21 protein-coding genes and 1 tRNA gene are annotated in these 23,888 nt (G+C 63.0%); 16 read left to right on the forward strand and 6 right to left on the reverse strand.

Annotation, left to right across the window (positions count from 1 at the left end):
* Nucleotides 1-24 precede the first annotated feature (24 nt).
* Entirely contained in the window at nucleotides 25-960 is a 936-nt protein-coding gene (gene prmC, locus ACQZAB_RS06295) for a peptide chain release factor N(5)-glutamine methyltransferase (protein ID WP_428388085.1), read from the forward strand.
* Here prmC and ACQZAB_RS06300 read toward each other — a convergent pair.
* The gene (locus ACQZAB_RS06300; RefSeq protein WP_428388087.1) at nucleotides 957-1,607 is read right to left on the reverse strand and encodes a hypothetical protein; all 651 of its coding nucleotides are present in this window, start codon (nucleotides 1,605-1,607) and stop codon (nucleotides 957-959) included. The two genes, prmC and ACQZAB_RS06300, sit on opposite strands and share 4 nt — an antisense overlap.
* A 204-nt stretch (nucleotides 1,608-1,811) precedes the next feature.
* Between ACQZAB_RS06300 and ACQZAB_RS06305 the strand changes: the two genes are divergently transcribed.
* Together ACQZAB_RS06305 and dnaA are read left to right on the forward strand one after the other, a co-directional pair.
* On the forward strand, nucleotides 1,812-2,684 hold the full coding sequence (locus ACQZAB_RS06305; RefSeq protein ID WP_428388089.1) for a GNAT family N-acetyltransferase: 873 nt from the start codon (nucleotides 1,812-1,814) through the stop codon (nucleotides 2,682-2,684).
* 439 nt (nucleotides 2,685-3,123) lie between these two features.
* Nucleotides 3,124-4,650 (forward strand): chromosomal replication initiator protein DnaA, encoded by a 1,527-nt coding sequence (gene dnaA / locus ACQZAB_RS06310; protein WP_428388091.1) that lies wholly within the window; start codon nucleotides 3,124-3,126, stop codon nucleotides 4,648-4,650.
* On the opposite strand, the gene ACQZAB_RS06315 is transcribed toward dnaA, so the two are convergent.
* Nucleotides 4,639-4,721 (reverse strand) — tRNA-Tyr (locus tag ACQZAB_RS06315). The genes dnaA and ACQZAB_RS06315 overlap by 12 nt on opposite strands.
* Nucleotides 4,722-4,918: 197 nt before the next feature.
* On the opposite strand from ACQZAB_RS06315, the gene ACQZAB_RS06320 reads away from it, so the two are divergent.
* Nucleotides 4,919-5,545 (forward strand): HNH endonuclease, encoded by a 627-nt coding sequence (locus tag ACQZAB_RS06320; protein WP_428388093.1) that lies wholly within the window; start codon nucleotides 4,919-4,921, stop codon nucleotides 5,543-5,545.
* Between the two features lie 3 nt (nucleotides 5,546-5,548).
* Here ACQZAB_RS06320 and ACQZAB_RS06325 read toward each other — a convergent pair whose 3' ends face one another.
* Nucleotides 5,549-6,253: a hypothetical protein gene (locus ACQZAB_RS06325; RefSeq protein ID WP_428388095.1), complete on the reverse strand. Its 705-nt coding sequence runs from the start codon at nucleotides 6,251-6,253 to the stop codon at nucleotides 5,549-5,551.
* 138 nt (nucleotides 6,254-6,391) lie between these two features.
* A complete protein-coding gene (locus ACQZAB_RS06330; RefSeq protein WP_428388097.1) occupies nucleotides 6,392-6,538 on the reverse strand; it encodes a hypothetical protein in 147 nt (48 codons plus the stop codon).
* Between the two features lie 119 nt (nucleotides 6,539-6,657).
* Between ACQZAB_RS06330 and ACQZAB_RS06335 the strand changes: the two genes are divergently transcribed.
* From ACQZAB_RS06335 to ACQZAB_RS06365, 7 genes are all read left to right on the forward strand, one after another.
* A complete protein-coding gene (locus ACQZAB_RS06335) occupies nucleotides 6,658-7,278 on the forward strand; it encodes a response regulator (RefSeq protein WP_428388099.1) in 621 nt (206 codons plus the stop codon).
* Nucleotides 7,279-7,307: 29 nt separating this feature from the next.
* Complete coding sequence (locus ACQZAB_RS06340) at nucleotides 7,308-9,578, forward strand: HDOD domain-containing protein (RefSeq protein ID WP_428388100.1); 2,271 nt, start codon at nucleotides 7,308-7,310, stop codon at nucleotides 9,576-9,578.
* A gap of 64 nt (nucleotides 9,579-9,642) precedes the next feature.
* Nucleotides 9,643-10,764 (forward strand): response regulator, encoded by a 1,122-nt coding sequence (locus ACQZAB_RS06345; protein ID WP_428388102.1) that lies wholly within the window; start codon nucleotides 9,643-9,645, stop codon nucleotides 10,762-10,764.
* A gap of 145 nt (nucleotides 10,765-10,909) precedes the next feature.
* Complete coding sequence (locus ACQZAB_RS06350; protein ID WP_428388103.1) at nucleotides 10,910-12,379, forward strand: argininosuccinate lyase; 1,470 nt, start codon at nucleotides 10,910-10,912, stop codon at nucleotides 12,377-12,379.
* Nucleotides 12,380-12,391: 12 nt separating this feature from the next.
* A complete protein-coding gene (locus ACQZAB_RS06355; RefSeq protein ID WP_428388105.1) occupies nucleotides 12,392-14,098 on the forward strand; it encodes an ATP-binding protein in 1,707 nt (568 codons plus the stop codon).
* A 143-nt stretch (nucleotides 14,099-14,241) separates the two neighbouring features.
* On the forward strand, nucleotides 14,242-15,720 hold the full coding sequence (locus ACQZAB_RS06360) for a DUF1800 domain-containing protein (protein ID WP_428388107.1): 1,479 nt from the start codon (nucleotides 14,242-14,244) through the stop codon (nucleotides 15,718-15,720).
* A 31-nt stretch (nucleotides 15,721-15,751) separates the two neighbouring features.
* Nucleotides 15,752-17,077 carry a DUF1501 domain-containing protein gene (locus tag ACQZAB_RS06365; protein WP_428388108.1) on the forward strand — a complete coding sequence of 442 codons (1,326 nt, stop codon included), beginning with the start codon at nucleotides 15,752-15,754 and terminating at the stop codon, nucleotides 17,075-17,077.
* Between the two features lie 6 nt (nucleotides 17,078-17,083).
* Here the strand turns inward: ACQZAB_RS06365 and ACQZAB_RS06370 are convergent, their stop codons facing one another.
* Complete coding sequence (locus tag ACQZAB_RS06370; RefSeq protein ID WP_428388110.1) at nucleotides 17,084-17,968, reverse strand: class I SAM-dependent methyltransferase; 885 nt, start codon at nucleotides 17,966-17,968, stop codon at nucleotides 17,084-17,086.
* 74 nt (nucleotides 17,969-18,042) lie between these two features.
* Here ACQZAB_RS06370 and ACQZAB_RS06375 point away from each other — a divergent pair, with 74 nt between their 5' ends.
* Both ACQZAB_RS06375 and ACQZAB_RS06380 read left to right on the forward strand, forming a co-directional pair.
* Nucleotides 18,043-18,783 (forward strand): O-methyltransferase, encoded by a 741-nt coding sequence (locus ACQZAB_RS06375; protein WP_428388112.1) that lies wholly within the window; start codon nucleotides 18,043-18,045, stop codon nucleotides 18,781-18,783.
* Nucleotides 18,784-18,786: 3 nt separating this feature from the next.
* On the forward strand, nucleotides 18,787-19,581 hold the full coding sequence (locus tag ACQZAB_RS06380; protein WP_428388114.1) for a sulfotransferase domain-containing protein: 795 nt from the start codon (nucleotides 18,787-18,789) through the stop codon (nucleotides 19,579-19,581).
* Here the strand turns inward: ACQZAB_RS06380 and ACQZAB_RS06385 are convergent.
* Nucleotides 19,563-20,588, reverse strand: a complete 1,026-nt coding sequence (locus tag ACQZAB_RS06385; protein ID WP_428388115.1) for a hypothetical protein — start codon at nucleotides 20,586-20,588, stop codon at nucleotides 19,563-19,565. The two genes, ACQZAB_RS06380 and ACQZAB_RS06385, sit on opposite strands and share 19 nt — an antisense overlap.
* 42 nt (nucleotides 20,589-20,630) lie before the next feature.
* Here ACQZAB_RS06385 and ACQZAB_RS06390 point away from each other — a divergent pair, with 42 nt between their 5' ends.
* The 3 genes from ACQZAB_RS06390 (at nucleotide 20,631) to lepA (ending at nucleotide 23,881) form a co-directional block, all read left to right on the forward strand.
* Nucleotides 20,631-21,302, forward strand: coding sequence for a lipopolysaccharide kinase InaA family protein (locus ACQZAB_RS06390; RefSeq protein ID WP_428388117.1), 672 nt, complete (start codon nucleotides 20,631-20,633; stop codon nucleotides 21,300-21,302).
* A 4-nt stretch (nucleotides 21,303-21,306) separates the two neighbouring features.
* Nucleotides 21,307-22,023 (forward strand): FkbM family methyltransferase, encoded by a 717-nt coding sequence (locus ACQZAB_RS06395; protein WP_428388119.1) that lies wholly within the window; start codon nucleotides 21,307-21,309, stop codon nucleotides 22,021-22,023.
* 67 nt (nucleotides 22,024-22,090) lie between these two features.
* Nucleotides 22,091-23,881, forward strand: a complete 1,791-nt coding sequence (gene lepA, locus ACQZAB_RS06400; protein ID WP_428388121.1) for a translation elongation factor 4 — start codon at nucleotides 22,091-22,093, stop codon at nucleotides 23,879-23,881.
* Nucleotides 23,882-23,888 lie beyond the last annotated feature (7 nt).

The raw sequence follows: 23,888 nt of genomic DNA on the forward strand, positions 1-23,888 counted from the left end.
GCTTTGGCCCGCTAGACTCGGCGTATGCCCGATACCGCGACCGACCCCTGGACCACCCGACGCCTGCTCACCTGGACCACCCAGCATTTCGAGCGTCATCAGATCGACAGCCCGCGCCTCGCGGCGGAGATGCTCCTGGCCCACGTGCTCCAGACCGAGCGGCTCAAGCTCTATCTCGATCCCGAGAGGCCCGCTTCGCAAGACGAACGCAGCCGTCTTCGCGTCCTCATCGAAAAAGCCACCGCCCACGAACCCGTGGACTACCTTGTCGGCTGGGCCCCCTTCTACAACCTCCAGCTGGCGGTCGATCCGCGTGTGCTCGTGCCCCGGCCCAGCACCGAAACCCTCGTCGAAGCCGTCATCGACGAGGTCCGCCGATTGGCTGCGACTGGTTCTTCGGGCGTTGAAGGTGAGGACCGGAAGCCCGATCCCGATCCCGAGATCGCGATCGCTGACATCGGCACCGGCTCAGGGGCCATCGCGCTCGCTCTGGTCAGCTCACTACCGCAAGCCCGCGTGGTCGCCACCGACCGGCATCTATCGGCGCTCGAAGCCGCCCAAGAGAACGCCGACCGACTCCGGCTCGTCGACCGTCTGGCGTTTCTCGAAGGCCATCTGCTGCAAGCCCTCGATCCCGACCAGCGCTTCCACGTGATTGTCTCAAACCCGCCCTACATCCCGAGCGGCGACATCGCTCATCTCGACGCCAACGTCCGTGACCATGAGCCCCATCACGCACTCGACGGCGGGGTCGACGGGCTCGATCTGATCCGTGAACTCATTCAGGAAGCGCCCGACCACCTTCGTCCCGGTGGCCTGCTCGCCATCGAATACAACGGGCCGACACAAACCGAGTTGCTGCTGAAGCTGGTTTACAGCGATAGCCGCTGGCAAACCCCCAGCCTTTTCAAAGATCACGAAGGCATCGAACGCGTGCTGCTCGTGAGGCTCGGGCCTTAGCGCATCACATCCTGTTCGACATCGATCTCGATGGGCTGGTACTGCACGCTCTCGTAGAAACCGGGTGCGGAGAAGGTCAGCATCCGCGTCCGCCGAAGCTGGATCGTCTCATCGATGTCGGGGTCGGGGTGCTCGATCGTCGCCGTTTCCCCGCTGAGCCCGCCCACGAAGACGTTCATCTGGTCGATGTCTTCGTAGGCCGCTTCCCAGATGGCCACGCTCTCGAGTGCAAAATCGTCGCCCTGCAGCAGACGGCCAACGGCCTGGGTCGGGCTCTTGAGCAGCGGGTTGCCGACCACGCGCTCGACCTCGGCGTAGACCGTGGGTGGGATCCCGCGATTCGCCGCGAGGATCCGACCGGTGTCGTCCGAGACCTCGAATTCGGGCACAAACAATCGCTCCTGCCCGGTGTGATTGGTCACCTTGTAGGTCATGAACCAGTACCAGGTCAGCTTGCCAGCCGGGTCGGCCACGGCGATCGCCTTGGGCGTGTCCCACTCAAAGTCGAGGACCCAGGAGGAGCTGATGATGTCCGGCTCGGGGTGCCCGACTTCGGCCTCTTGGGCGATGGCAGCCGTGGAACAGACCATCGCACCCGCGAGCAGGCAGGCCGAGAGACGCATGACGGTGGATCGCTGAATGAACATGGGTACAGAATACCGGTTCAGCCCCCGGCCGTGAAGGTGCCCGGCAGATCGCCATAGCGTGGACCATGAGCGGCCGGGGGGGGGAACGCAGGTTCCGGGGTAAACTATCGACCAGTGTCTCCTCCACCCGACGCCCATCGACAACCCGATCCGCAGACTGCTGCCGGGTCCCGGGTCCGTCTGGTCACCGAAGCCGATCAGCTCATGGCGATCAGCCTCCTGCTGACAGGCGCCTGGTCCGATCCGGGGGCTGCTGTCGACGGTTTCAGGGCCTATCTGGCCCAGCAGAACCTGAAGATGGATCGATTCTGGGTGGCCCTGCACCGCGAGACCCCCATCTCGGCAGTCCTGGTGGTTCCCGGGCAGGGCAATGCCGCCATGGTCTTCGTCTCTCCGACACGCTCCCGGAAGCAGGTCGAAGCACTGAGTCACCTGCTCGAGCACGCACGCAAGGGCTGCCGGGATCTCGATGGCTATCTCCTGCAGGTCCTTCTCGAACCGAGCCAGAAACTCGAACGCCAGGCCGTCAGGCAGGCCGGGTTCGAACATCTCGCCGACCTCGGTTACCTCCAGCGATCGATCCGGCAGGCCGCCGAGCCTTCGCGCACGAGCATCCCCGGCTACCGGATTCTGAACCCGGAGACGGCTCCCCCGGGCTGGCTCGAGCAGGCCATTCTCGACAGCTACGAACAGACGCTCGACTGCCCGAAGCTCGTCGGCCGCAGGCACATCGATGACATCGTTGCCGGCCATCGGGCCACCGGGGTCTACGACCCGACCCTGTGGTTCATCCTCGCCGCTGACGACGAAGACCAGCCCGCGGCGGTCGCGCTCATCAACCCGCTCATCCAGCCCGGCGGCCACGAACTCGTTTACCTCGGCGTCTCCGTGGCACACCGCCGTAAAGGCCTCGCGGCCAAGCTGCTCCAGCTCGCGATTGCACACATTGCTCAGCGGCAACCCAGCGCGACGCTCTTCCTCGCGGTCGACCTCAGGAACGCCCCCGCGCTCAGGCTCTACCACGGCCTGGGCTTCCGGCAGACCGCTGAACGCGCCGCGTATCTCGATACGGTCTGATCTGCAAGATGTGCGTTTCACCCTGTAATTCACTGGGTATTCCACACGCTTATCCACCACTTGTGCATCCTTCCACAAGGTTCGGTGGATAAAAAGAAATCAAGTCAATAACTCAAGCATTCACAAGCGCCTGTCTCACACAGCGACCTTGCGGACCCTCGCTGCCCGCTTGAAGCAAACGCCTCCGATCCGTAACTTGCACATCGCTTCGACGGACGGAAGCAGTCAGGTCTCAAATGGAGAGGCCCGAACCGGCAAGCGGTGGTGACCACGCTCGACCGAGCACGTTTCACCCACCACCGACAGGCTGAAAGATCGCCGGAAGGACCCGGCTTCAGGTATCGCCCCCAAAGTTGTATCGAGGGGCACGGCGGTTCGTCTATTGACGGACCAGAACCGGCGAGCTGTCGTACGCCCGCCCTGAGCTGAGGAAAAAGCCTTGACCGCGACCACCACCGCTAGCGATATCCCTGCGCGCATCACCTCCCGACTGGCCGAAGTCATCGGCGAACGCAAGTACACCATGTGGTTCGATGGGACCGCGCAGTTCTCCTGCGAGGCCGGCTCCGCTGCGGTCCGCCTGACCGTCCCCAACAACTTCGTCGCCAACTGGATCAGCAACAACTTCCGCGCCCAGATCGGTGCCGTCGCCGAGGAAGTCCTCGGTCGACAGACTGAACTCGAAGTCGAGGTGAACCCCGCGCCTTTCCGCTCCGAGCAGCCTCTTACGCAGCCCGCCACCCCCAGCAGCCAGTCGGCCACCGCCATTGCCGCGCCGGCCGCGCCCCAGCCCGCTCGCAGCCAGGAGCGACCCGGCCTCTCCCTGCGGCACCGGCTCGAGCAGTTCGTCGTCGGCCCCTCCAACGAACTCGCCTATGCCGCTGCGCTCCGGCTCGCCGCAGGCGATGCGCAGGAATACGGCCCGTTGTTCATCCATGGCGGCTGCGGGCTCGGCAAAACCCACCTGCTCCAGGGCATCTGCCGACGCATGATCGAACTCGATCCCACCGCCTCCATCGTCTACACCACCGGCGAGCAGTTCACCAACGATTTCATCACCGCCGTCCGCTCCAACCGCATCGACGCCTTCCGCAAGCGCATCCGCCGGCTCTCGCTGCTGGCCGTCGATGACGTCCACTTCCTCGCCGACAAGCGTGCCACCCAGGAAGAGTTCCTCCACAGCTTCGAGCAGATCCATATGGCCGGCGCACGCGTCATCATGGCGTCCGACAGCCACCCGCGCAGCATCGCACGCTTTGGCGAAGGGCTCCGCAGCCGCTGCCAGCATGGCCTGGTCGTCGAAGTCCAGCCGCCGGACACCCAGACGCGCGAGCGCCTGCTCGCCGAACTGTCCCAGCGGATGAACCTCCAGCTCACCGATGACGCCGCCTCCCTCCTGCTGTCTCGTTGGAAGGGTTCGGTCCGCGAGCTCGAAGGTCTGCTGCGAAAGATCCACGCCAACGTGATGCTCGAGAGCATCCGTGCGTCCAGCCAGAGCCCCACGGCTTCGGTCACCAGCCACGGGCCCGTTCAGCGGCAGACCGTCAAGGCCGCCCTGGCCGACCAGCAACAGTCCCTTCGGAAAAGGCCCCTGCAGTACGACGAGATCCTCTCCGAGGTCGAGAATCAGACCGGCATCTCCCGCACACAGATCGCCGGCGGCAGCCGCAAACCCCTCGTCGTCATCGCCCGCTCCGCGACCATCCACCTCGTCCGCAAGCTGACCACGATGAGCTTCCCCGAGATCGCCGCCGCGATGGGCAAGAAGAACCACTCCACCGTCGTTACCGCCGGCAAACGCATCCCCAAACTCCTCGAAGAAGCCCGTGTGGCCCACTACCCCGGCCAGGCCGGCGACGCGACCCCCCGACAACTCCTCGACCGCATCCAGGCTGCCTTGGCCCAGCGAAGCGACACTCCCGAGACCCCGGGAACCACTCATAAAATCAGAAAATGGGCGAAGTAGGATTCGAACCTACGTAGGCTAACGCCAACGGGTTTACAGCCCGTCCCAATTGGCCGCTCTGGCATTCGCCCGCTAAGCGGAACGCTACGTTGTACCCCGACCCATCACTCATCGTCAAATGACAGGCCAGACAGTGAACCCGGGTCAAACGCCTCGCCCCGAAACCGGCCAGCAAACCGAAAATTTACATTGATTCAGGCCTCATAGGGGGTTACGCTTCATTGGCCACATTCGGGTATACCTGAATCAGGCAGGAGGCGATCACCCCGTGACCACAGCCCTCAACAGCCACGTCCTCGTGCTCAACCGCCTCTGGATGGCGGTCAGGGTCGTCGACGCCCGCCGGGCCTTCTCCCTGCTCGTCCGCAACCTCGCCGAGGTCATCCGCGTCGACGACGGCTCCTACACCGGTCACGACTTCGACAGCTGGGCCGACCTCTCCCACTTCAAAGACGATCTCGACCAGCACCCCGACGCCTACGAATACATCCGCACCGTCCGGATGCAGCTCGCCGTTCCCAAGGTGATCCGCCTGCTTGGCTACGACCGACTTCCCAACCAGGACGTCAAGCTCAACCGACGCAATATCTTTGCCCGCGACCGCAACCTCTGCCAGTACTGCGGCAGCCACTTTCCCACGTCCGAACTCAGCCTCGACCACGTCGTGCCACGGACCCAGGGCGGCGGGTCCTCCTGGGAAAACCTCGTCTGCTGCTGCGTCGCCTGCAACAGCCGCAAAGGCGGACGAACCCCCAAACAGGCCCGGATGGACCTCATCCGCAAACCCACAAAGCCCGCCCGCAACCCAGTCATCACCGTGCGCCTCGGCCACGACAAGTACGCCAGCTGGCGCGCCTTCCTCGACCATGCCTACTGGTCCGTCGAACTACGCTAAGACTCACAGCCGATCCACAATCGACGCCCCTGCCGGGTCCGATGATCCGAGAGCGTTGTTCGTTCTCAGGTAAGCCACCACCCTGTCCGCCGCCCTCGCGATGTCGTTATCAGATACATCCAACACCATGACCGGGAGCAACGAGGTCTCGGCCAACGCACGCATCGCTCGTTGTTCTTCCACAAATGGCGTCAGGTCGTCGTACTGAGACGGGTTGCCCGACACCTTTAACCGTTCTTCCCGAGCACCCACGAACGAATCCTCTCGACGCGTGCACAGGATCAGGTGAAAACCGAGGTCTTTCAGCCGCTTCTCCGTCGGACCCACATCGAACGCCTCACCCGTCACCGGTTCCACCGAACGGCGGTGATGCAGCTGCGCCGAGAGTTGAAACCGATCGATGATCCACGAGTAGTACCGATGCAGCTCGATCACCGTCAGCCAGGCATCCAGCGTCTGCTTGGCTAACTCGGTCTCCTCAGGCAGGAAGCTCGTCAGCCCCCGGCCCCAGGGCGTATTCGTGTACCCGCTCCACTCGCCCGAGATGATTGGCGAGTGATACCGGTACTTGCGTGGCCCCACAAAACCCGGGTGCTCGTTCAGCGCGAACGCCAGTTCGGTCTTGTTCGTCAGCCGTGTGCCCTCGAGAATCACCTTCGGGCACAGCGTCGCCGGCTTCGAGGCCTTCTCGGATGCCAGGTCATTCATCACGCCACCCTAATACACACCCCGCCAACCGGCCAGAGCCCCCCAACCGCCAAAAAAATGACTCAGGGATAACCCGGTTTTCCACTGAACTTACGTCACTTACATAATTCTCAAACCCATATTCAAAATAGACTTAGCTCAAATATCGACCATGATTCCAGCATGACTCAGGATCGCCTGTCTCGCCAGACTCCCAGCCAGCCGTTCTGTCTGTGCCGACTGCAACGCATCCACCACCTGGCGCGACCAGTTCCCCCGGGGAAGCCCGCCCGTCTGGGCGAACACATCAAGTCTCTGGCAAGCCAGCCCGATCCCATGCTCTGGTGAATCTGGGTCACAGGACCCGGCCACGAACGAGACACACGCACGGGCCAACGCCCAGCACAGCGACGAAGGACCTGACGATGCTAGGAACCTCAGCCATGGGCGACAGCAACGGATCAGAACTGGTCACCAAACAGGTGTTCACCACCGGCGAAGCCGCCACCGTCTGCAAAGTCTCGCAGCAGACCATCATCCGCTGCTTCGACTCCGGACGGCTCAACGGCTTCCGCGTCCCCGGCTCGCGTTTCCGACGCATCCCCCGCGAAGAGTTGATCCGCTTCATGCGTGAGAACGACATCCCCACGGATGACTTCGAACGCGCCCGCAAGACCGTCCTCGTCGTCGATGACGACCCGCAGATTCTCGAAGTCTTCCGCGAGGTCCTTTCCGTCGACGACCGCATTGACCTCAAGACCGCTTCCACCGGCTACGACGCCGGCATCCTCACCGAGCAGGTCCGTCCCGATCTCATGATCCTCGACTACATGCTCCCGGATGTGAACGGCAACGTCGTCTGCGAAACCGTCCGCGCCAACGAAGACCTCAACGACATGAAGATCGTCATCATCTCAGGCGTCGTGAATCAGGACGAAATCAACGGTCTCCTCGGAGCCGGCGCTACCGAGTTCATCAAGAAGCCCTTCAACGCCGAGCAGCTGCTTCAGCGTATCGAGGAGCTCCTGGGCCTCGAAGCCAACTGAGCTGACGCCCCGATCAACTGGAGGGAACCATGACACAGGCCGCCTCGCGACCCGGTGCCCTCGACGAAGCACGTCGCGTCGAGCTCATTCTCCGTCGCGTCGAAACCCTGCCCACACTGCCCGAGGTCGCCACGCGCCTCCTCGACCTGACCGCCCGCGACGATGCCGAAGCCTCGGACATCATCAATCTCGTCCGCGCCGACCCCGCCCTCACCTCACGCATCCTCGCCATGTGCCGCACCGCCGACAAAGGCGTCCGTGGCGAGGTCCTCAACATCGACAAAGCCGTCATGCTCCTCGGCTTCAAGACCGTCCGAAACGCCGTGCTCTCCCTCCAGATCGGCACCTACTTCGAGAAGCCCACCGAAACCGCCGACAAGCCCGTCAACACGAACGAGCCCGCACTCGATCGACAGGGGCTCTGGATCCACAGCCTCGCCGTAGCGATCACCGCCGAACTCATCGCCGAGACCTATCCCGAACGCAAAGGCCTCCGACCCGACCAGGCCTTCGTCTGCGGGCTGCTCCACGACATCGGCAAGCTCGCACTCGACTACGTCCTCCCTCGCTCCTACGGCAAAGTCCTGCTGGTCGCTCAGGAACACCAGGCCGGCCTCGCCGAGATCGAAAACCGCGTCCTCGGCATGGACCACCACACCGCCGGCAAACGCCTCGCCGACTGCTGGAAGCTCCCCGACCTGCTCACCGACACCATCTGGCAGCACGGCCTGCCCCCAGAAGCCTTCAACGAGCACGCCAACGGCCCGATGCTCAAGCTCATCGCCCTGGCCAACGAGATCGTCCGCAGCCTGCGCCTCGGCGACTCCGGCAACCACCACCGAAAAAGCAGGCTCAACGACTACGCCCAGGCCGTGGGCATCCCGGCCTCGACCATCGACAACCTGGCCCCACGCATCGTCCGAAGGCTCGAAGAACTCAGCCTCAACCTCGGTGTCGGCGAGAGCAAGCCCTCCGTCGAACTCCTCCTCGACGCCGTACGACAAGCCAACGATGCGCTGGCCCGGGCCAACCGCAAACAGCAGGCCAAGCCAACCGTCAACCCGGTTGCCGAACGAACCCTCAAGCAGCTCCAGGCTTTCCAGAACGACCTTAATGCTCGCAACGGCCTTACCGAAACCCTCGGCGCCGTCGCCCGCTCGGTCAGCCAGTGGGCTCAGGGAAATGTCCACGCAGCATGGTTCGCCGGCGAAGAAGACCGCCAAGGCCTCTGGGACGGCGCATGGTTCCGCTTCGACGAGAACCACCAGCCCATCACCTCCGGACGCACCGACAGCCCCGACGACTTCGACCCCGAAGCCGTCGAGGAGATGTGGGGCGTCCCCGCCTGCGAAGCCGTGCCCTGGCTGGCCAAGGCCGCGCTCCCCGAAGCCTCGCCCGCAGAACGCCTGCTCGTCATCGGCCAGCCCCACGAGCCCTGCGCCCTGTTCCTGATCGAAGCCCCGCGCTGGCCCCGGCAGGAACACGCCTCGCCACTCCTCACCGCCTGGGGACAGGCCATCGCCGCCTCTGCCGCCTACGAACGCAGCCGCCAGCTCAACGAAGAAGTCGTCCGGGTCTCGACCCAACTATCCGACGCCCAGGACGAACTGGTCAAGCAACGCTCGATGGCCCGCCTCGGCGAAGTCACCGCCGGGGCCGCCCACGAAATGAACAACCCTCTCACCGTCATCTCGGGACGCGCCCAACTCCTCGCCATGCGCACCGAACCGGGCTCCGACCTCCAGAAGTCCGCCCAGCTCATGGTCGTCGAAGCTCAAAAACTGACCGACCTCATCACGAGCCTCCACCTCCTCGCCAAACCGCCCGCGCCCACGCACAAGAAAACCGATCTCGGCCACCTTATCCAGCAAGCCGCAGGACGGGCCCGGGAGGCCGTCGGCAAGAAGGCGCAGGATATCGAACTGTCCCTGCAGATCCCCGACGAACTGCCAGACGCCAACGTCGATGCCGACCAGGTCCGCCAGGCACTCATCGAGATCATCCGCAACGCCTTCGAGGCACCCGCCGCCACCGAAGTCCGCGTCACGCTCGAGCTCGCGCCAGGCGGCCGACGCGCCCTGATCCGCATCCGCGACGACGGCCCCGGCATGGACCTCCATACCCTCGAACACGCCTTCGATCCCTTCTTCTCAGCCAAGCCCTCGGGAAGGCGGGTAGGCATGGGACTCTCTAAGGCCCGTACCTTTATTAACGGTCACGACGGTCGTCTCGACCTTGACAGCGCTCCCGGGCAGGGAACCACCGCTCTCATCGCACTTCCGCTTGACCGCCGCAGCTAACGCGTCGATCGCACGCCTACAGCCTTAGGCAGACCTCCCTGGCCTGCCGTAGTTGAGGGTAGACGTGACCTTGCCACATAAGCTCACCGAGAACAGCCGACCGACCGCGCGAGCTCCCCACCAGCCGCTCCGTGTGCTCGTCGTCGATCATCCCGGCATCGCCGCCAAACTCATCGCCAGCCCCGAACTCGACGGTCGGTCTGTGCGGGTTGAGCAGGCTGAAACGATCGGCCAGGCCAGGCAGTTCGTCGACGAACGCCGATTCGATGTCGCCCTGATCCACAACCCGACAACGGGCAAAACCGGCCTCCAATTCGCCGCCGAGCTGGTCGATGCCAAAAGCCCTGTCCGCTCCGTCATCATCAGCAACCAGCCCACCGTCGACGACGCCGTGACCGCCCTCCGCGTCGGAGCCGTGGACCTCATCGAAGACAACGCCACGGCCAACACCATCAGCAACAGCCTCCGCCGCGCCGTCGAACGTATCGACGCCGACAACGCAGGCCGCAAACGCATCAACCGGCTCCGCAAGCTCTGCAAGAAGCTCAACGAGGCCCGCATCGAAGTCAGCCAGCAGGTCGACGTCCTCTGCAACGACCTCGTGACCGCCTACCAGGAACTCGCCAACCAGATGCAGCACATGGTCCAGAGCACCGAGTACGGCACCCTCATCAAGGAGGAACTCGATCTCGAGAACCTCATCCGACGAACCCTCGAACACCTCGTCGAGAAAACCGGTCCGACCAACGCAGCCATCTACCTGCCCTCTTCCGTGGATGAGTTCTCCCTCGGCGGCTACGTCAACGCCGATGCCGATGCCGGGGCCAGCGACATCCTGCTCGACCATCTGGGCGACCGCATCCCCCAGGCCCTCGACGGCCGGGAAGACCTTCTGCACCTAACCGACGACCAGGCCCTCGCCGCCTGGATGGGCCAGGAACAGACCTTCCTCGAAGGCTCCGACCTCGTCGCCATGCCCTGCCGGGCAGAAGACGAAACCCTCGCCGTCCTCATCCTCTTCCGCGACCGGCTCGAGCCCTACGACGACCGCATCCTCGAAACCATCGAGGCCATCGGCCCGCTCCTGGGCGAATCCCTCGCCAAGGTCATCCGGGTCCACCACCGCCACATGGGCGATGAACTCTTCGAACCCGAAGACGATGAAGGCGACAACTACGCCTTTTAGTGCTCTTGATAACAGCATCACCCCCAACAGCCGTCCTCAGCAGGGCGGCTGTTGTCTTAGCTCCGGTTCTCGGGCACCACGTTCTCAGGAGCCTGCCACCCCGCTTCTCTCAAACCCTCCCCGCCCACCCCGATAAACTCTCCCCATGACCACGCCTACCTCCAAACCCTGGGAGCATGCCAAGTCCTCCGGCTCCGAGACCGACCCCCTCGCCGCCCGCTTCGTCTCCTCCATCGACTACGACTGGCGCCTCTACAAGCAGGACATCCGCGGCTCCATCGCGCACGCCACCATGCTCGAAAAAGTCGGTCTCATCACAGCCGACGACCTCGCCGCCATCACCAAAGGCCTCAAGGAAATCGAAGCTGAGATCGACCAGCAGGGCCGCGCCTGGCCCGGCTTCACCTACGAACTCGAAGACATCCATATGTGCGTCGAGGCCGCCCTCATCGAGCGCACTGGCGAACCCGGCCGAAAACTCCACACCGGCCGCTCCCGCAACGACCAGGTCGCACTCGACCTGATGATGTGGATTAAACAAGCAGTTGTGACCTTGCAATCTAAATTCGATGAGCTTGAGTCATCGATTGATGAGTTGAGGGCTGAATACGGCTCTATTGTGATGCCCAGTTACACGCACCTGCAAAGAGCACAGCCAATCTGCGTGGAAGGGGAGTTGGCGGCATGGCGAGAAGCATTCGTTGGTTGCAGCGACCGCTTCACCGCATTGATCGAAGTGTCTAACCAGATTCCACTGGGTTCTGGGGCAATCGCTGGCAGCTCACTCCCTCTCGACAGACACGCACTGGAGTGGTTACTGGCCAATCAGTTCGGAGCAGGTAAGGGAAGCTCACCAACCGAATTCGATCGCCAAAGACCAGTCGTAACATTTAATCAGATACCCGTGACCTGGAACAGCATCCACGCGACGGCATCACGGGACATGGCTTGTGACTTCGTATACGCCTGCTCGATGACATCACAGTGGCTGTCACGCTGGGCCGAGCAATGGATCATCTATGCATCGACAGAGTTCAGCTTCATCAAGCTGGATGATGCCTACACCACCGGCTCTTCAATGATGCCGCAGAAACAGAATCCAGACATGCTCGAGCTTGTCCGCGGCAAGTGCGGTTCGGTCTACGGCAGCCTTGTCGCTCTCTTGACCACACTCAAGGGACTCACCGTTGGCTACAACCGTGATCTTCAGGAAGACAAGAAGCACGTATTCCGTGCTTTTGATGATCTCTGTGATTGCCTCGATATGGCAGCCAAAATGATGAGAGGTACAACATTCCTCGGAGACAAGATCAACAGCTCGCTCGGCCGCGGATATCTGGATGCCACCTCACTGGCAGACTACTTGGTAACCAAAGGGGTGCCATTTCGAACATCCCACCAGATCGTTGGTCGGCTCGTTCACGAATGTGAAGATACCGGTGTTGGTGAATTAAAGAAGCTGCCGCTCGAACGTATGCAGACCGAGTCTGATTTGATCGAAGATGACGTCTACGACTGGCTAGGTGCTGATAACGTCGTAAAGCGCTACCAAACTCTCGGACATGCAGGCTTGGGTGGATACCCCGGATGGCCTGAAGAGAAAAAGGCCGACTAACCCATGCTCGTCATGACCGTCCTACAAGGCCCCGACAAAGGCCGCCGCTTCGAGCTCCCCGATGAGGAGCCGCAGATGATCGGCCGCTCCTCCGAGTCGCTGCCGCTCTCCGATCAGACCATCTCCCGACGACACGCCTCCCTCACCCCCGACAACGGCAAGTGGATCATCCACGACCTCCAGTCCGCCAACGGCACCTTTGTCAATGGCGTCCGCGTCACCACCCAGCGAACCCTCCGCCCGGGCGACCAGATCCGCACCGGCTCCACCCTCATGGTCTACGGCGAAGAATCCGCCTCCGGCTTCCAGCACCAGATCCGGCTCTCACGCAAAGGCGAGATGGACATCTCCGTCGAGCACACCATCGACGCCAACGACGAGTCCATGATCATGGCCGTCCCCGAGCCCACCCAGGCCGCCGAGTTCCAGCTCCGCGTCGTCTACGAGCTCGTCGCCCTCATCGGCTCCGTCACCGAGCAACGCGAACTGCTCGAGAAGGTGATGGACGTCATCTTCGCCTACTTCAACGCCGATCGCGGCTTCATCCTCCTCAAGGAAGGCGAAACCGAACTTCTCGAACCCGTCGTCATCCGCAAGAAAGACCCTGGCTCCTCTCGCGGAAAAGAAGTCGACCCCGCCGAGAAACCCTCCACCTTCACCGTCAGCCGAACCATCGTCCAGTATGTCATGCGCAAAGGCGTCGGCGTCCTCTCCGCCAACGCCATGACCGACAAACGATTCGCCTCAGGCGATTCCGTCCAGTCCTACAACATCCGCTCCACCATGTGCGTGCCCATCAAATACAAGGGCAAGCTCTACGGCGTCATCCAGCTCGACTCCCAGGTCGCCAACTACACCTACACCGAAGACCAGCTCACCCTCCTCACCGCCATTGGCGTCCAGACCGGCCTCGCCCTCGCCAACCTCAACCTCGTCGAGGCCCGACTCCGCTCCGAACGACTCGCCGCCGTCGGCCAGACCGTCGCCTCCCTCTCCCATTCCATCAAGAACATCCTCCAGGGCATGCGAGGCGGCGCCGACGTTGTCGAACTCGGCATCCGCAAGCAGAACCTCAAGGTCATCGGCTCTGGCTGGGAGATCGTCGCACGCAACCAGGAGCGCATCTACGAACTCGCGATGAACATGCTCGCCTACTCCAAGCAGCGCAAGCCCGAACTCGACATGGGCAACATCGAACCGCTGCTCCGCGAACTCGTGGCCCTCATGCAGCAGCAGTACGACGCCAAGAAAGTCGCCCTCATCACCGACTTCGGCGAAGCCATCCCGCCCGTCCCCATCGACGCCTCAGGCCTCCACCAGGCCGTCCTCAACCTCCTCAGCAACGCTCTCGACGCCGTCGAACCCGAAACCGGGGCCGTCTCCCTCCGCTGCACCTACGACCCTGAAGAACCCGCCGTCCGAATCACCGTCGTCGACAACGGCGAAGGCATGAGCAAAGCCACTCAGGCCCGCCTCTTCGAGCCCTTCCACTCGACCAAGGGCCTCAAAGGCACCGGCCTCGGGCTCGTCGTCACCAAGAAAATCATCGACGAGCATGGCGGCCGCATCCTCGTCGAATCCTCCCGCGAGGAAGGCACCGCCTTCACCCTCGTTGTCCCCGTCCGGGAAGTGCCCATCGAGTCCTCAAGCGACACCATGGGCCCGCCCACCTCTCTCGTCGAAGACAACCCCCTCGATGATCCCCTCCTGGACACCTGAATTCAGCCCAAACCCCCATATGCGCCTCCAAATGACCGATTTTTTCTTGTAGCCACCCCCACCTCCATGCAATCATGAAGCCAGCAGGGCGTTAGCCCGACAACCAACCGGGACGACCACGCTCCGAATCAGGCAAGCTCAGCATGGATACCTCACTCGCACCCCTCGACGCCCAGCTCTTCGGCCCGCCCCAGGCCCGCCACCTCCTCGCCCGCGCCGGCCTCGGCCCCGACCGCCAGAGAGCCCGGGAACTCGTCAGCCTCGGCCCCGTCACCGCCGCCCAGGCCCTCCTCGACAGCCCCGACACCTCCAGCCTCCCCGACGCCCCGGTCGATCCCGATGTCCGCCGACCCTTCACCGAAGAAGAACGCCAGGCCTACCGCCGAGCCATCGCCTCCGACGACCCCGCCATCCAGCGACAAGCCCGCGAAGCCCGCCAGAGCCTCGACCGCATGGACCGACAGATGGTCCCCAAGCTCCAGGACTGGTGGATCGAACGCATGCTCGCCACCCCCGACCCTACCCGCGAGCACATGACGCTCTTCTGGCACGGCCACTTCGCCACCGCCCACCAACCGGTCCGCGACACCTTCCTCATGTATCGCCAGAACGATTTCTTCCGCAGAAACGCCCTGGGCAGCTTCGCCACCCTCGCCCGATACATCGTCCGCGACCCCGCGATGATCAAGTACCTCAACAACCACCAGAACCGCAAAGGCGAGCCCAACGAAAACCTCGCCCGCGAACTGATGGAACTCTTCACCCTCGGCGAAGGCGCCTACCGAGAACAGGACATCAAGGAAGGTGCCCGCGCCCTGACCGGCTTCACCTACCAGGACAACGACTTCAATCTCAACCAACGCCAGCACGACGACGGCAACAAGACCATCCTCGGACGCAAAGGCCGATTCGATGGCGACGACTTCGTCAACATCCTCCTCGCCCAGCAGGCCTGCGCCCGCTACATCGCCCTCAAGCTCTACCGCCACCTCGTCGCCGATGTCTCTGACCGCTTCGACGATCTCACCCCACCCATCAAGTCCGTCGTCGATCAACTCGCCAGACGTCTCCGCCGCGACAACTACGACCTCAAGCCCACCCTCCAAACCCTCCTCGCCAGCCGCCACTTCCACGACCCTGCCATCGTCGGCCAGAAGATCAAGAGCCCTATCCAACTCGTGACCGGCACCGCACGCGCACTCCAGACGCCCAACCGATCAACCACCCAACTTCGCAACGGTTTCCGAGCCATGGGCCAGAGCGTCTTCGACCCGCCCTCTGTCGCCGGCTGGCCCGTCGGCCGAGCCTGGATCAACACCTCAACCCTCTTCGCCCGCCAGAACACTTGCGTCTACCTCCTCACCGGCAAAGTCCCCGGCCGCAACTGGAACCGACGCAACACCAACTACGAGCCCATGAAGCTCATCGCCGGCATGGACCCCGCCGACACCCGGACCATCGCCAACACCCTCATCGACGACCTCCTCGGCCATCACCTTTCCGATGAACGCCGAAAGCCTCTCGTCGACTTCCTGACCGCCGAGAACAAGCCCGCCAACAACGACCGCCTCATCGGCTTCCTAACCCTCGTCACCGCCATGCCCGAATACCAGCTCTGCTAGTCACTAACCAGGAAAACCCAAGAGCCCATCCATGAGCGAAAAACTCCCCTTCACCCGACGCGAGTTCCTCCAGTCCAGCCTGGCACTCATGTCCACGCTCGGCACCATGCCCGGCTTCCTCGCCCACGCCTCCGCAGCCGCCAACGACCCCGCCGCACTGCTCAACCCCGCCTCCGTCACCGAAGGCCGCGTCCTCGTCGTTATCCAGCTCTCCGGTGGCAACGACGGCCTCAACACCGTGATCCCGGCCGCCATGCCCGAGTACTACAAACTCCGCTCCGGCCTCGCCGTCCAACAACGCGACGTCCTCCAACTCGACGACCGCTCCGGCATCGGCCTCCACCCCAACATGCGCGCCACCCAGGAGATGTTCCAGGACGGACAGGCCACCATCATCCAGGGCGTCGGCTACCCCAACCCCAATCGCTCACACTTCGCCTCTATGGACGTCTGGCACGCCGGCGACACCCGAGCCGCCGACGGCCACCGCGGCATCGGCTGGATCGGTAAGGCCTTCGACGCCCAACAGGCCAGATCCCGCAACGACGACCAAAGCCTCCACTGCATCACCGTCGGCGAAGAAACGCCCATGGCCACCGTCGGCGAACAGGCCAAGCCCGTCGCCTTCTCAAGAGCCGAACTCTTCGAATGGTCCGGCAAAGGGCTCCACCCCAAACTCCGCAACACCTACGACCGACTCCACAACACACCCATCCCCAACCCCGCCGACACCATGGCCGCCATGACCACGCCCGCACGAGCCACCGGCATCGGCGGCGCCGCCGACTTCGTCTTCCGCACCGCGCTCGATGCCCGCGCCGCCCCCACGCAGGTCCGAAAAGCCGTCTCCCGCGACAGCGAAACCCAGTTCCCAAACTCCGGCCTCAGCCGCCAACTCCGCGCCGTCGCCTCCATGATCGCCGCCGAACTCCCCACCCGCATCTACTACGTCGCCCTCGGCGGCTTCGACACCCACGCCAACCAGGCCAACACCCACGCCCGACTCCTCGAACAATTCTCCCAAGCCGTCCAGGCCTTCTACCGCGAACTCGCCGCCATCGGCCAGGACCAACGCGTCCTTACCATGGCCTTCTCCGAGTTCGGCCGACGGGTCGACACCAACGGCTCCAACGGCACCGACCACGGCGCCGCCGGCCCCCTCTTCCTCTTCGGCCCGCCCGCCCGCGCCGGGCTCGTCGGCCCACACCCCTCCCTCCAGGACCTCGACCGAGGCGACCTCAAGTTCAACATCGACTTCCGCTCCGTCTACGCCACCCTCCTCGACGACTGGCTCGGCCTCGACAGCCGCGCCGCCCTCGGCAAACGCTTCCGCACCCTACCCGTCCTCGATACCTGATCGCACTCAGCCCGGCTTGCGCAATACAAGATCCATCCGGTGCCCAAGCCCCAAACGCCCGGCGACCGCAGCCATCACCTTGTCACCCAGCCTCTCCCACCGCGATCCCTTGCCCCGGTGTCCCGCCACACTCGATCGATACCCGTGTGTTCGCAGCGACGCGATCTCCAGGCCCGCCGCCTCGCAATAAGCACGCATGCTCACCAGCGTCGGCACATAGAGATGAGCCTGATTGAAGTAGGGCCACCGGCTCGTCGTCCGCTTCAAACACAGGCTCTCGCCATTGATCGTGTGCACGTAGATCGAACCGCCTGCACGGAGCGACGCTGACAGAGCACCCAGCACCGCCGCCGGCTGCTCCAGATGCTCAAATACGTTGTCCAGCAGAATCACGTCGTACGCATCCGCTTCTAAAGCCACATTCTCAATCAGCCCCAGATCCATAGCCAGACCAAACCGCTCTGCCGCCCGCTCCACCGCAAACCGCGAAAGCTCGTTCCCACGCACCTCAAACCCCAGATCCCTCGCCGCCAGCATCCGATACCCCAGCCCCGCGCCCACCTCGTACAACCGCTTGCCTCCGCAATCACCAACCAGCGACGACAGATGCGCACGGTTCTTCGCCACCATCCGATCCAGCGCCGCACCATCCAACTCGTGGCCGCGCCACCAGTTGTCATATCGCTCGGTCGAAGCCTCGCTGTCCGGAAACACCTCCCGCTGCAACTGACCGCTCTCACCACACATCCAGTAAGCCCCGCCGTCGGTCGCCATCCGCCGATGCATCGTCACACGCCCCAACGCATCACAACGTCGCTCCTCCGAGGAGGAACCATCCAGACCCCGCCAGACAGGCTTCAGGATTGCAGGCAACTCGGCAGTCACATCCATCAACGCATCATAAACCGACCAGCCACCGGAAGGCTCACCGCTATACTGAGCCCGCACCCATCCACGGCGAAAACATGAAATCACTCTTCTACAACCTGCTCGCCGCCAGCCATCACCAGCTGGCGACCTCTGAAAGAAAGCGACTCGAAGCACTCATCCCCCCAGGCCCGGCACGCGTCGCACTGCCCTTTGTGTTCAAGGCCAAAGGCCACTTCAAAGCCATCGCCCCCCGGCAGAATCCCTCCGAGATCGAAGCCCTCTACCTCCTCGTCCGCGAACAGCAACCCAGGACAGTCGTCGAGATCGGAACCTCACGAGGCGGGTCGCTCTACCTCTGGTGTCAGGCCGCGCACCCGCAGGCCCACATCGTCAGCATCGATATGCCAGGCGGCTCCTTTGGCGGGTCCTACCCCGACTGCCGTGAACCCTTCTACAAAGCCTTCGCCACCGGTCAGCAAACCGTCGACCTCATCCGCGCCGACTCACACCTCGCCGACACCAGAAACCAGACCGCGCAGGCACTCAACCACCAACCCGTCGACTTCCTCTTCATCGACGGCGATCACCGGTACGAAGGCGTCAAGCAGGACTTCCAGCTCTACGCGCCCCTCGTCCGCCCAGGCGGGCTCATCGCCTTCCACGACATACTCCCAAGACCCGACATGCCCGATATCCAGGTCCACAAACTCTGGAACGACATCCGCGACCGCTACGACACCCGCGAAATCGTCGGACCCGAAGGCTCAGGACGAACCATCGGCATCGGATGCCTCACCGTTCCCGAGAACGGCATCCCCCAAGCCGACCCCGCTTAACCCATGCGCCGACACGTCTCACAAGCCCTCCGAAACGCCTGGTACCTCGGCCTCAACCAGCCACGACTCACCGTCCGACCCACCGACGGCTTCCTCGTCTCCTGGCCGCGATCGGGCAACACCTGGATGCGCTACATGCTCGCCGAGGTTCTCGTCCCCAACAACGACCTCGACATGACGCAGATCGAAGACCTCATCCCCATCGTCGACAGACCCGATTTCACCGCCGCACTCAGACAACTCGACAACCGCCAGCCACCCAGACTCTTCAAAAGCCACGAACTCGTCGACACCCGCTGCCTCACCGGCCGTGTCATCTACATCGTCCGCGACCCCCGCGACGCCATCCCCTCCTTCTACAAATACCGAACCCAGCGGTCACGATGGAAAATGACCTGGGATCGCTTCTTCACGCAATCCATCGCCAACAAGCACCGCTACGGCAGCTGGCACCGCCACGTCGCCGGCTGGCTCAAACACAGCGACCACCCCAACTTCCTCCTTGTCCGCTACGAGGACATGCTCGCCGACGCCGCCCGCGAACTCGCAAGAGTCGTCCAGCACCTCGGACTCACCGCCGATCAGAGACTCATCCAACAAGCCGTCGAACGCTCCTCCGTCGATCGCGTCTCTCACGGCTTCGCCAAAGTCGCCAGCACACGGGGTCTCGCCTTCCAAGGCGGGTCCGGCGGCGGCACCGGCAAAGCCCGAGACAACTTCTCACCCCAGCAAACCCAACAACTCATCAACCAGAACCGGGACATCCTCCGCCAACTCGATTACCCCCTCGACGACTGACCCCCGCCACGACCAGATAACGCCCCTGCGATCGCTCCCACCAGCCGCTCCCTGGCATGCACGGCCTCGATGTACGACCGGCCCGCCTCGCCCGTCCTGACCCTCTGCTCACCAGCAGTCATCGCGTCGATCGCGTCAACCCAGTCATCCTGACCCGCCGCACACCACCCGCGATCACCCGGTCCGGCCCTACCAACCCCCGCCACCACCAGATTCTCACCCACCGCCGAGCCCACCCAGGGCATCCCATAGGCCATGTACTGAAGCACCTTGTAGGGGCACTTTCCCCGCGTCCACGCCGTGTCAGGCATCGGACACAAGCCCACATGGCACTCACGCAGCGCCGCCGTCTGCTCCACCTCCGACCACCGACGAAAATCAACATCAAGCCCGCCAAAACGCATCGGCTCGTGCGCTATCAGCCGTAGCACCACACGCCCCGCCAGCCGCTCAAGCGCCGGACGGATCAGCGACAGATAAGGCTGCGTCGCCCGCGAACCCAGCCACAGCAACGTCGGCGGGCCCGGTCGCTCCGACACCGGCAGCACCCCCTCGTCAGGCAGATCAATCGCCATCGGAACCACACGCACGTCCCCGCAGTAAGCCCGCGCCAGACCAGCCAGATGCTCACTCGCCGTCGTCACCACGTCACAAGCACCCAGCATCCACGCAAACCGACGACGACGCGACCAACTCGCCTTGCCCCCTCCAGCCGCACTCACCGTCAAGGGATCATCAAAATCAAACACCAGCCGCTTCGCATGCCGACGAATCACACGCAGATGCCAGGGCTGGGCCAGATGCCGCTGCCACCAGACCACATCAAAATCACCAAGCCCGCAATAGAAACGCCGCTGCCGCCACGTCCCATCCGGAATCACCCGCTCCTCGACATCAATCCCGCTCGCCGCCAACGGCTCCAGGTAGTGCTTGACCCGCTGCTCATAGCTCGCGGCATCGGGCTTCCGCGTCACCGCCACCACACGTAACCGTCGCTCTTGATCCATAATCCATCACAACCTACCGCGCTTCACCACAGCCACCCACCCATGACCAGCCCACCACCCCAACCCGACACCCTCGCCGCCACCTTCGACGACGCCCTCGAAGTCTTCAAGCACGACCACCGCAGCCGTGTCTGGCTCGCCCAGGCACCCGACCACACCCGCTGGGTCATCAAACAGTTCCTCCACAACCCCAGCCAGCAGCGTCGCGCCTGGAGACTCGGCCTCCACCCCGCCCAACGCGAGCGCCGCTCCCAGCGTCGCCTCACCAGGCAGCACATCCCCGTCGTCCCCGTCGCCGCCATCGGCATCGACCACCAGCACCTCGGCTACCTCATCACCCCCTACGCCGGTCCCTCTCTCCAGAGCCTCGCCAAAGACCCCGGCCAACTCACCCCCGCCTCCCGCCACCAACTCGCCCATAACCTCGGCCAACTCACCGGCCAACTCATGAACGCCGGCTGGTACAACCGTGACCACAAGGCCTCTAACATCGTCATCAGCACGGACAACCAGCCCCTGCTCATCGACACTCCTGGCATTCGTCCCCGACTTGGACGTACTCGCAAGCCAATACGCTTGATGATCGATCGGTTGACTCAAACCCTACAATTCGACGCCGTTCATCTCGTTGTACCTTGCCTACGCAGGGCCTACATGGCAGGCCTGCGCAGGCAAGCCCCACGTCTGATCCAGTATCTAACACCCGGAACCTGATCTCATGCCAAAGCTCCTCCGCACACTCCTTCGCAAAACAGCTCATCGCAAAGATGGCAATCTCATCAGTTTGGATGACCCATACCAGATCATCCCGCAGTTACTAAGCCAGACCTCTGTGACGGGTATCCTTGACATTGGTGCGAGTGATGGTCGAATCAGCCGTCGCTTGCTGAAGCTTTTTCCCCAGGCCCATAGCTGGGGCTTCGAGCCGAACGTCAAGTTCAATGATCAACTTGACTTGCTTCAGACTGAGCCCAATAGCCGTTTTACACCCGTGCAGGCAGCGCTATCTGATACGGCCGGTAACGCCACACTCCACCTCGCTCAGAACCCAGGACAGACCTCGTTATTCAGACCCACAGAGGAACGACTCAGCGAAAGCCCCATGGTGGGCGAGCTTCCAGTCAAGGCCTTTCGTCTTGACGATTGGTGGGAAGAGAAGAACAAGCCCGAAATCCAACTCCTGAAACTCGATATCCAAGGAGGAGAAGCCGCCGCACTTCGGGGCGGTCAGAAATTACTGAGATCCACGGCTAGGTTGGTTTACACAGAAGTTTTCTTTAATCCATTGTACCGAGACGCTGCTGTCTTCAGTGATATCGATCAGGCCCTACGCCAGGCCGGTTTCCTGCTCTACAACATCTATAAAATAGGCACCCTCTCTCCCGATCGACTACGACACGCTAACGTCATCTACACCCGCGATCTGCCCCTATGATCGTTATCGGTGTCCCTGGAAGGGGATTTCTCGCTACAACTCGTAGGCCATTTATTCACTTAAGCACATGAACATCCGTAACTTCTGCATCATCGCCCACATCGACCACGGCAAGTCCACCCTTGCCGACCGACTCCTCATGGGCACCGGCGCCATGGACGACCGCACCCGCCAGGACCAGGCCCTCGACTCCATGGACCTCGAACGCGAACGCGGCATCACCATCAAATCCTCCGCCGTCTCCGTCGAACACCCCTACAACGGCCAGACCTTCGAACTCAACTTCATCGACACCCCCGGCCACGTCGACTTCCACTACGAAGTCTCAAGAGCCCTCGCCGCCTGCGAAGGTGCCATCCTCGTCGTCGATGCCACCCAAGGCGTCGAAGCACAGACCGTCGCCAACCTATACAAGGCCGTTGACGCCGAACTCGAAATCATCCCCGTCATCAACAAGATCGACCTCCCCTCCGCCCAGCCCGAAGAACGAGCCCTCCAGGTCGAGCAGGTCCTCGGCATCCCCGCCGAAGACTGCATCTTCACCTCCGCGAAGACCGGCCAGGGCGTCAAAGAACTCCTCGACGCCATCTGCGACCGCTTCCCCGCCCCACGTGGCAAGATCGACGAGCCCCTCCAGGCCCTCATCTTCGACGCCAAGTACGACGACTACCGAGGCGTCGTCGTCTACTTCCGAGTCATGAATGGCTCGATGAAAAAAGGCGACCGCATCCGCATGATGAAGGCCGGCCGAACCTTCCACGTCACCGAACTCGGCAAGTTCCGACCCCACATGATCCCCACGACCGACCCCTTCGAAGCCGGCGACGTCGGCTACATGGTCGCCTCCATCAAAACCCTCGAAGACGTCCACATCGGCGACACCATCACCCTCGACGTCCGACCCGCAGACTCGGCACTCCCCGGCTACCAGGAGCCGATGCCGATGGTCTACTGCGATTTCTACGCCTCAGGCGACACCCAGTTCGACGAACTCCGCGAAGCCATCGCCAAGCTCCACGTCAACGACGCCTCCTTCACCTTCGAACCCACCTCCTCCGAAGCCCTCGGCTCCGGATTCCGCTGCGGCTTCCTCGGTATGCTCCACATGGACATCATCCAGGAACGCCTCGAACGCGAAGGCGACGTCTCGCTCGTCCAGACCGCACCCACCGTCACCTACGAAGTCGCCCTACGCGACGGCACCGTCCTCGCCATCACCAACCCCGCCGACCTCCCCGATCCCTCACAGATCCGCGAAATCTGCGAGCCCATCGTCAAAGCCGAGATCATTCTCCCCACCACGTCCATCGGCGACATCATGAAACTCTGCGAGCAACGCCGGGGCGTCTACAAAGGCCAGAAGTTCCTCGCCGACGACCGACAGATCCTCGACTACGAACTACCCCTCGCCGAAATCATCTACGACTTCTTCGACAAACTGAAGTCCATCACCTCCGGCTACGGCACCATGGACTACCAGGTCGACCACTTCAACCCCGACCAACTCGTCAAGATGGACATCATGGTCAACGGCACCCAGGTCGATGCCCTCTCCGTCATCGTCCACCGATCCAAAGCCGAGCAACGCGGCCGACTCCTCCTCAAAAAACTCAAGGACGAGATCGACCGACACATGTTCGAGATCCCCCTGCAGGCCGTCCTCGGCGGCAAGGTTATCGCCCGCGAAAACATCAAGGCCATGCGCAAGAACGTCACCGCCAAGTGCTACGGCGGCGACGTCTCCCGAAAACGAAAACTCCTCGAAAAACAGAAAAAGGGCAAGGACCGCATGAAGCGCATCGGCACCGTCGACATCCCCCAGAAAGCCTTCATGGCCGTCCTCGACACCGGCGAGTAGCACGGTA

It is taken from the genome of Mucisphaera sp. (assembly GCF_965279675.1).
Lineage (GTDB): Bacteria > Planctomycetota > Phycisphaerae > Phycisphaerales > Phycisphaeraceae > Mucisphaera.

What these genes read in the sequence shown, in the direction of transcription:
- prmC (WP_428388085.1), top strand. Translation starts at nt 25, where the DNA reads ATGCCCGATACCGCGACCGACCCCTGGACCACCCGACGCCTGCTCACC.
- ACQZAB_RS06300 (WP_428388087.1), bottom strand. Translation starts at nt 1,607, where the DNA reads ATGTTCATTCAGCGATCCACCGTCATGCGTCTCTCGGCCTGCCTGCTC.
- ACQZAB_RS06305 (WP_428388089.1), top strand. Translation starts at nt 1,812, where the DNA reads ATGGCGATCAGCCTCCTGCTGACAGGCGCCTGGTCCGATCCGGGGGCT.
- ACQZAB_RS06325 (WP_428388095.1), bottom strand. Translation starts at nt 6,253, where the DNA reads ATGAATGACCTGGCATCCGAGAAGGCCTCGAAGCCGGCGACGCTGTGC.
- ACQZAB_RS06335 (WP_428388099.1), top strand. Translation starts at nt 6,658, where the DNA reads ATGCTAGGAACCTCAGCCATGGGCGACAGCAACGGATCAGAACTGGTC.
- ACQZAB_RS06340 (WP_428388100.1), top strand. Translation starts at nt 7,308, where the DNA reads ATGACACAGGCCGCCTCGCGACCCGGTGCCCTCGACGAAGCACGTCGC.
- ACQZAB_RS06350 (WP_428388103.1), top strand. Translation starts at nt 10,910, where the DNA reads ATGACCACGCCTACCTCCAAACCCTGGGAGCATGCCAAGTCCTCCGGC.
- ACQZAB_RS06355 (WP_428388105.1), top strand. Translation starts at nt 12,392, where the DNA reads ATGACCGTCCTACAAGGCCCCGACAAAGGCCGCCGCTTCGAGCTCCCC.
- ACQZAB_RS06360 (WP_428388107.1), top strand. Translation starts at nt 14,242, where the DNA reads ATGGATACCTCACTCGCACCCCTCGACGCCCAGCTCTTCGGCCCGCCC.
- ACQZAB_RS06365 (WP_428388108.1), top strand. Translation starts at nt 15,752, where the DNA reads ATGAGCGAAAAACTCCCCTTCACCCGACGCGAGTTCCTCCAGTCCAGC.
- ACQZAB_RS06370 (WP_428388110.1), bottom strand. Translation starts at nt 17,968, where the DNA reads ATGGATGTGACTGCCGAGTTGCCTGCAATCCTGAAGCCTGTCTGGCGG.
- ACQZAB_RS06375 (WP_428388112.1), top strand. Translation starts at nt 18,043, where the DNA reads ATGAAATCACTCTTCTACAACCTGCTCGCCGCCAGCCATCACCAGCTG.
- ACQZAB_RS06380 (WP_428388114.1), top strand. Translation starts at nt 18,787, where the DNA reads ATGCGCCGACACGTCTCACAAGCCCTCCGAAACGCCTGGTACCTCGGC.
- ACQZAB_RS06385 (WP_428388115.1), bottom strand. Translation starts at nt 20,588, where the DNA reads ATGGATCAAGAGCGACGGTTACGTGTGGTGGCGGTGACGCGGAAGCCC.
- ACQZAB_RS06390 (WP_428388117.1), top strand. Translation starts at nt 20,631, where the DNA reads ATGACCAGCCCACCACCCCAACCCGACACCCTCGCCGCCACCTTCGAC.
- ACQZAB_RS06395 (WP_428388119.1), top strand. Translation starts at nt 21,307, where the DNA reads ATGCCAAAGCTCCTCCGCACACTCCTTCGCAAAACAGCTCATCGCAAA.
- lepA (WP_428388121.1), top strand. Translation starts at nt 22,091, where the DNA reads ATGAACATCCGTAACTTCTGCATCATCGCCCACATCGACCACGGCAAG.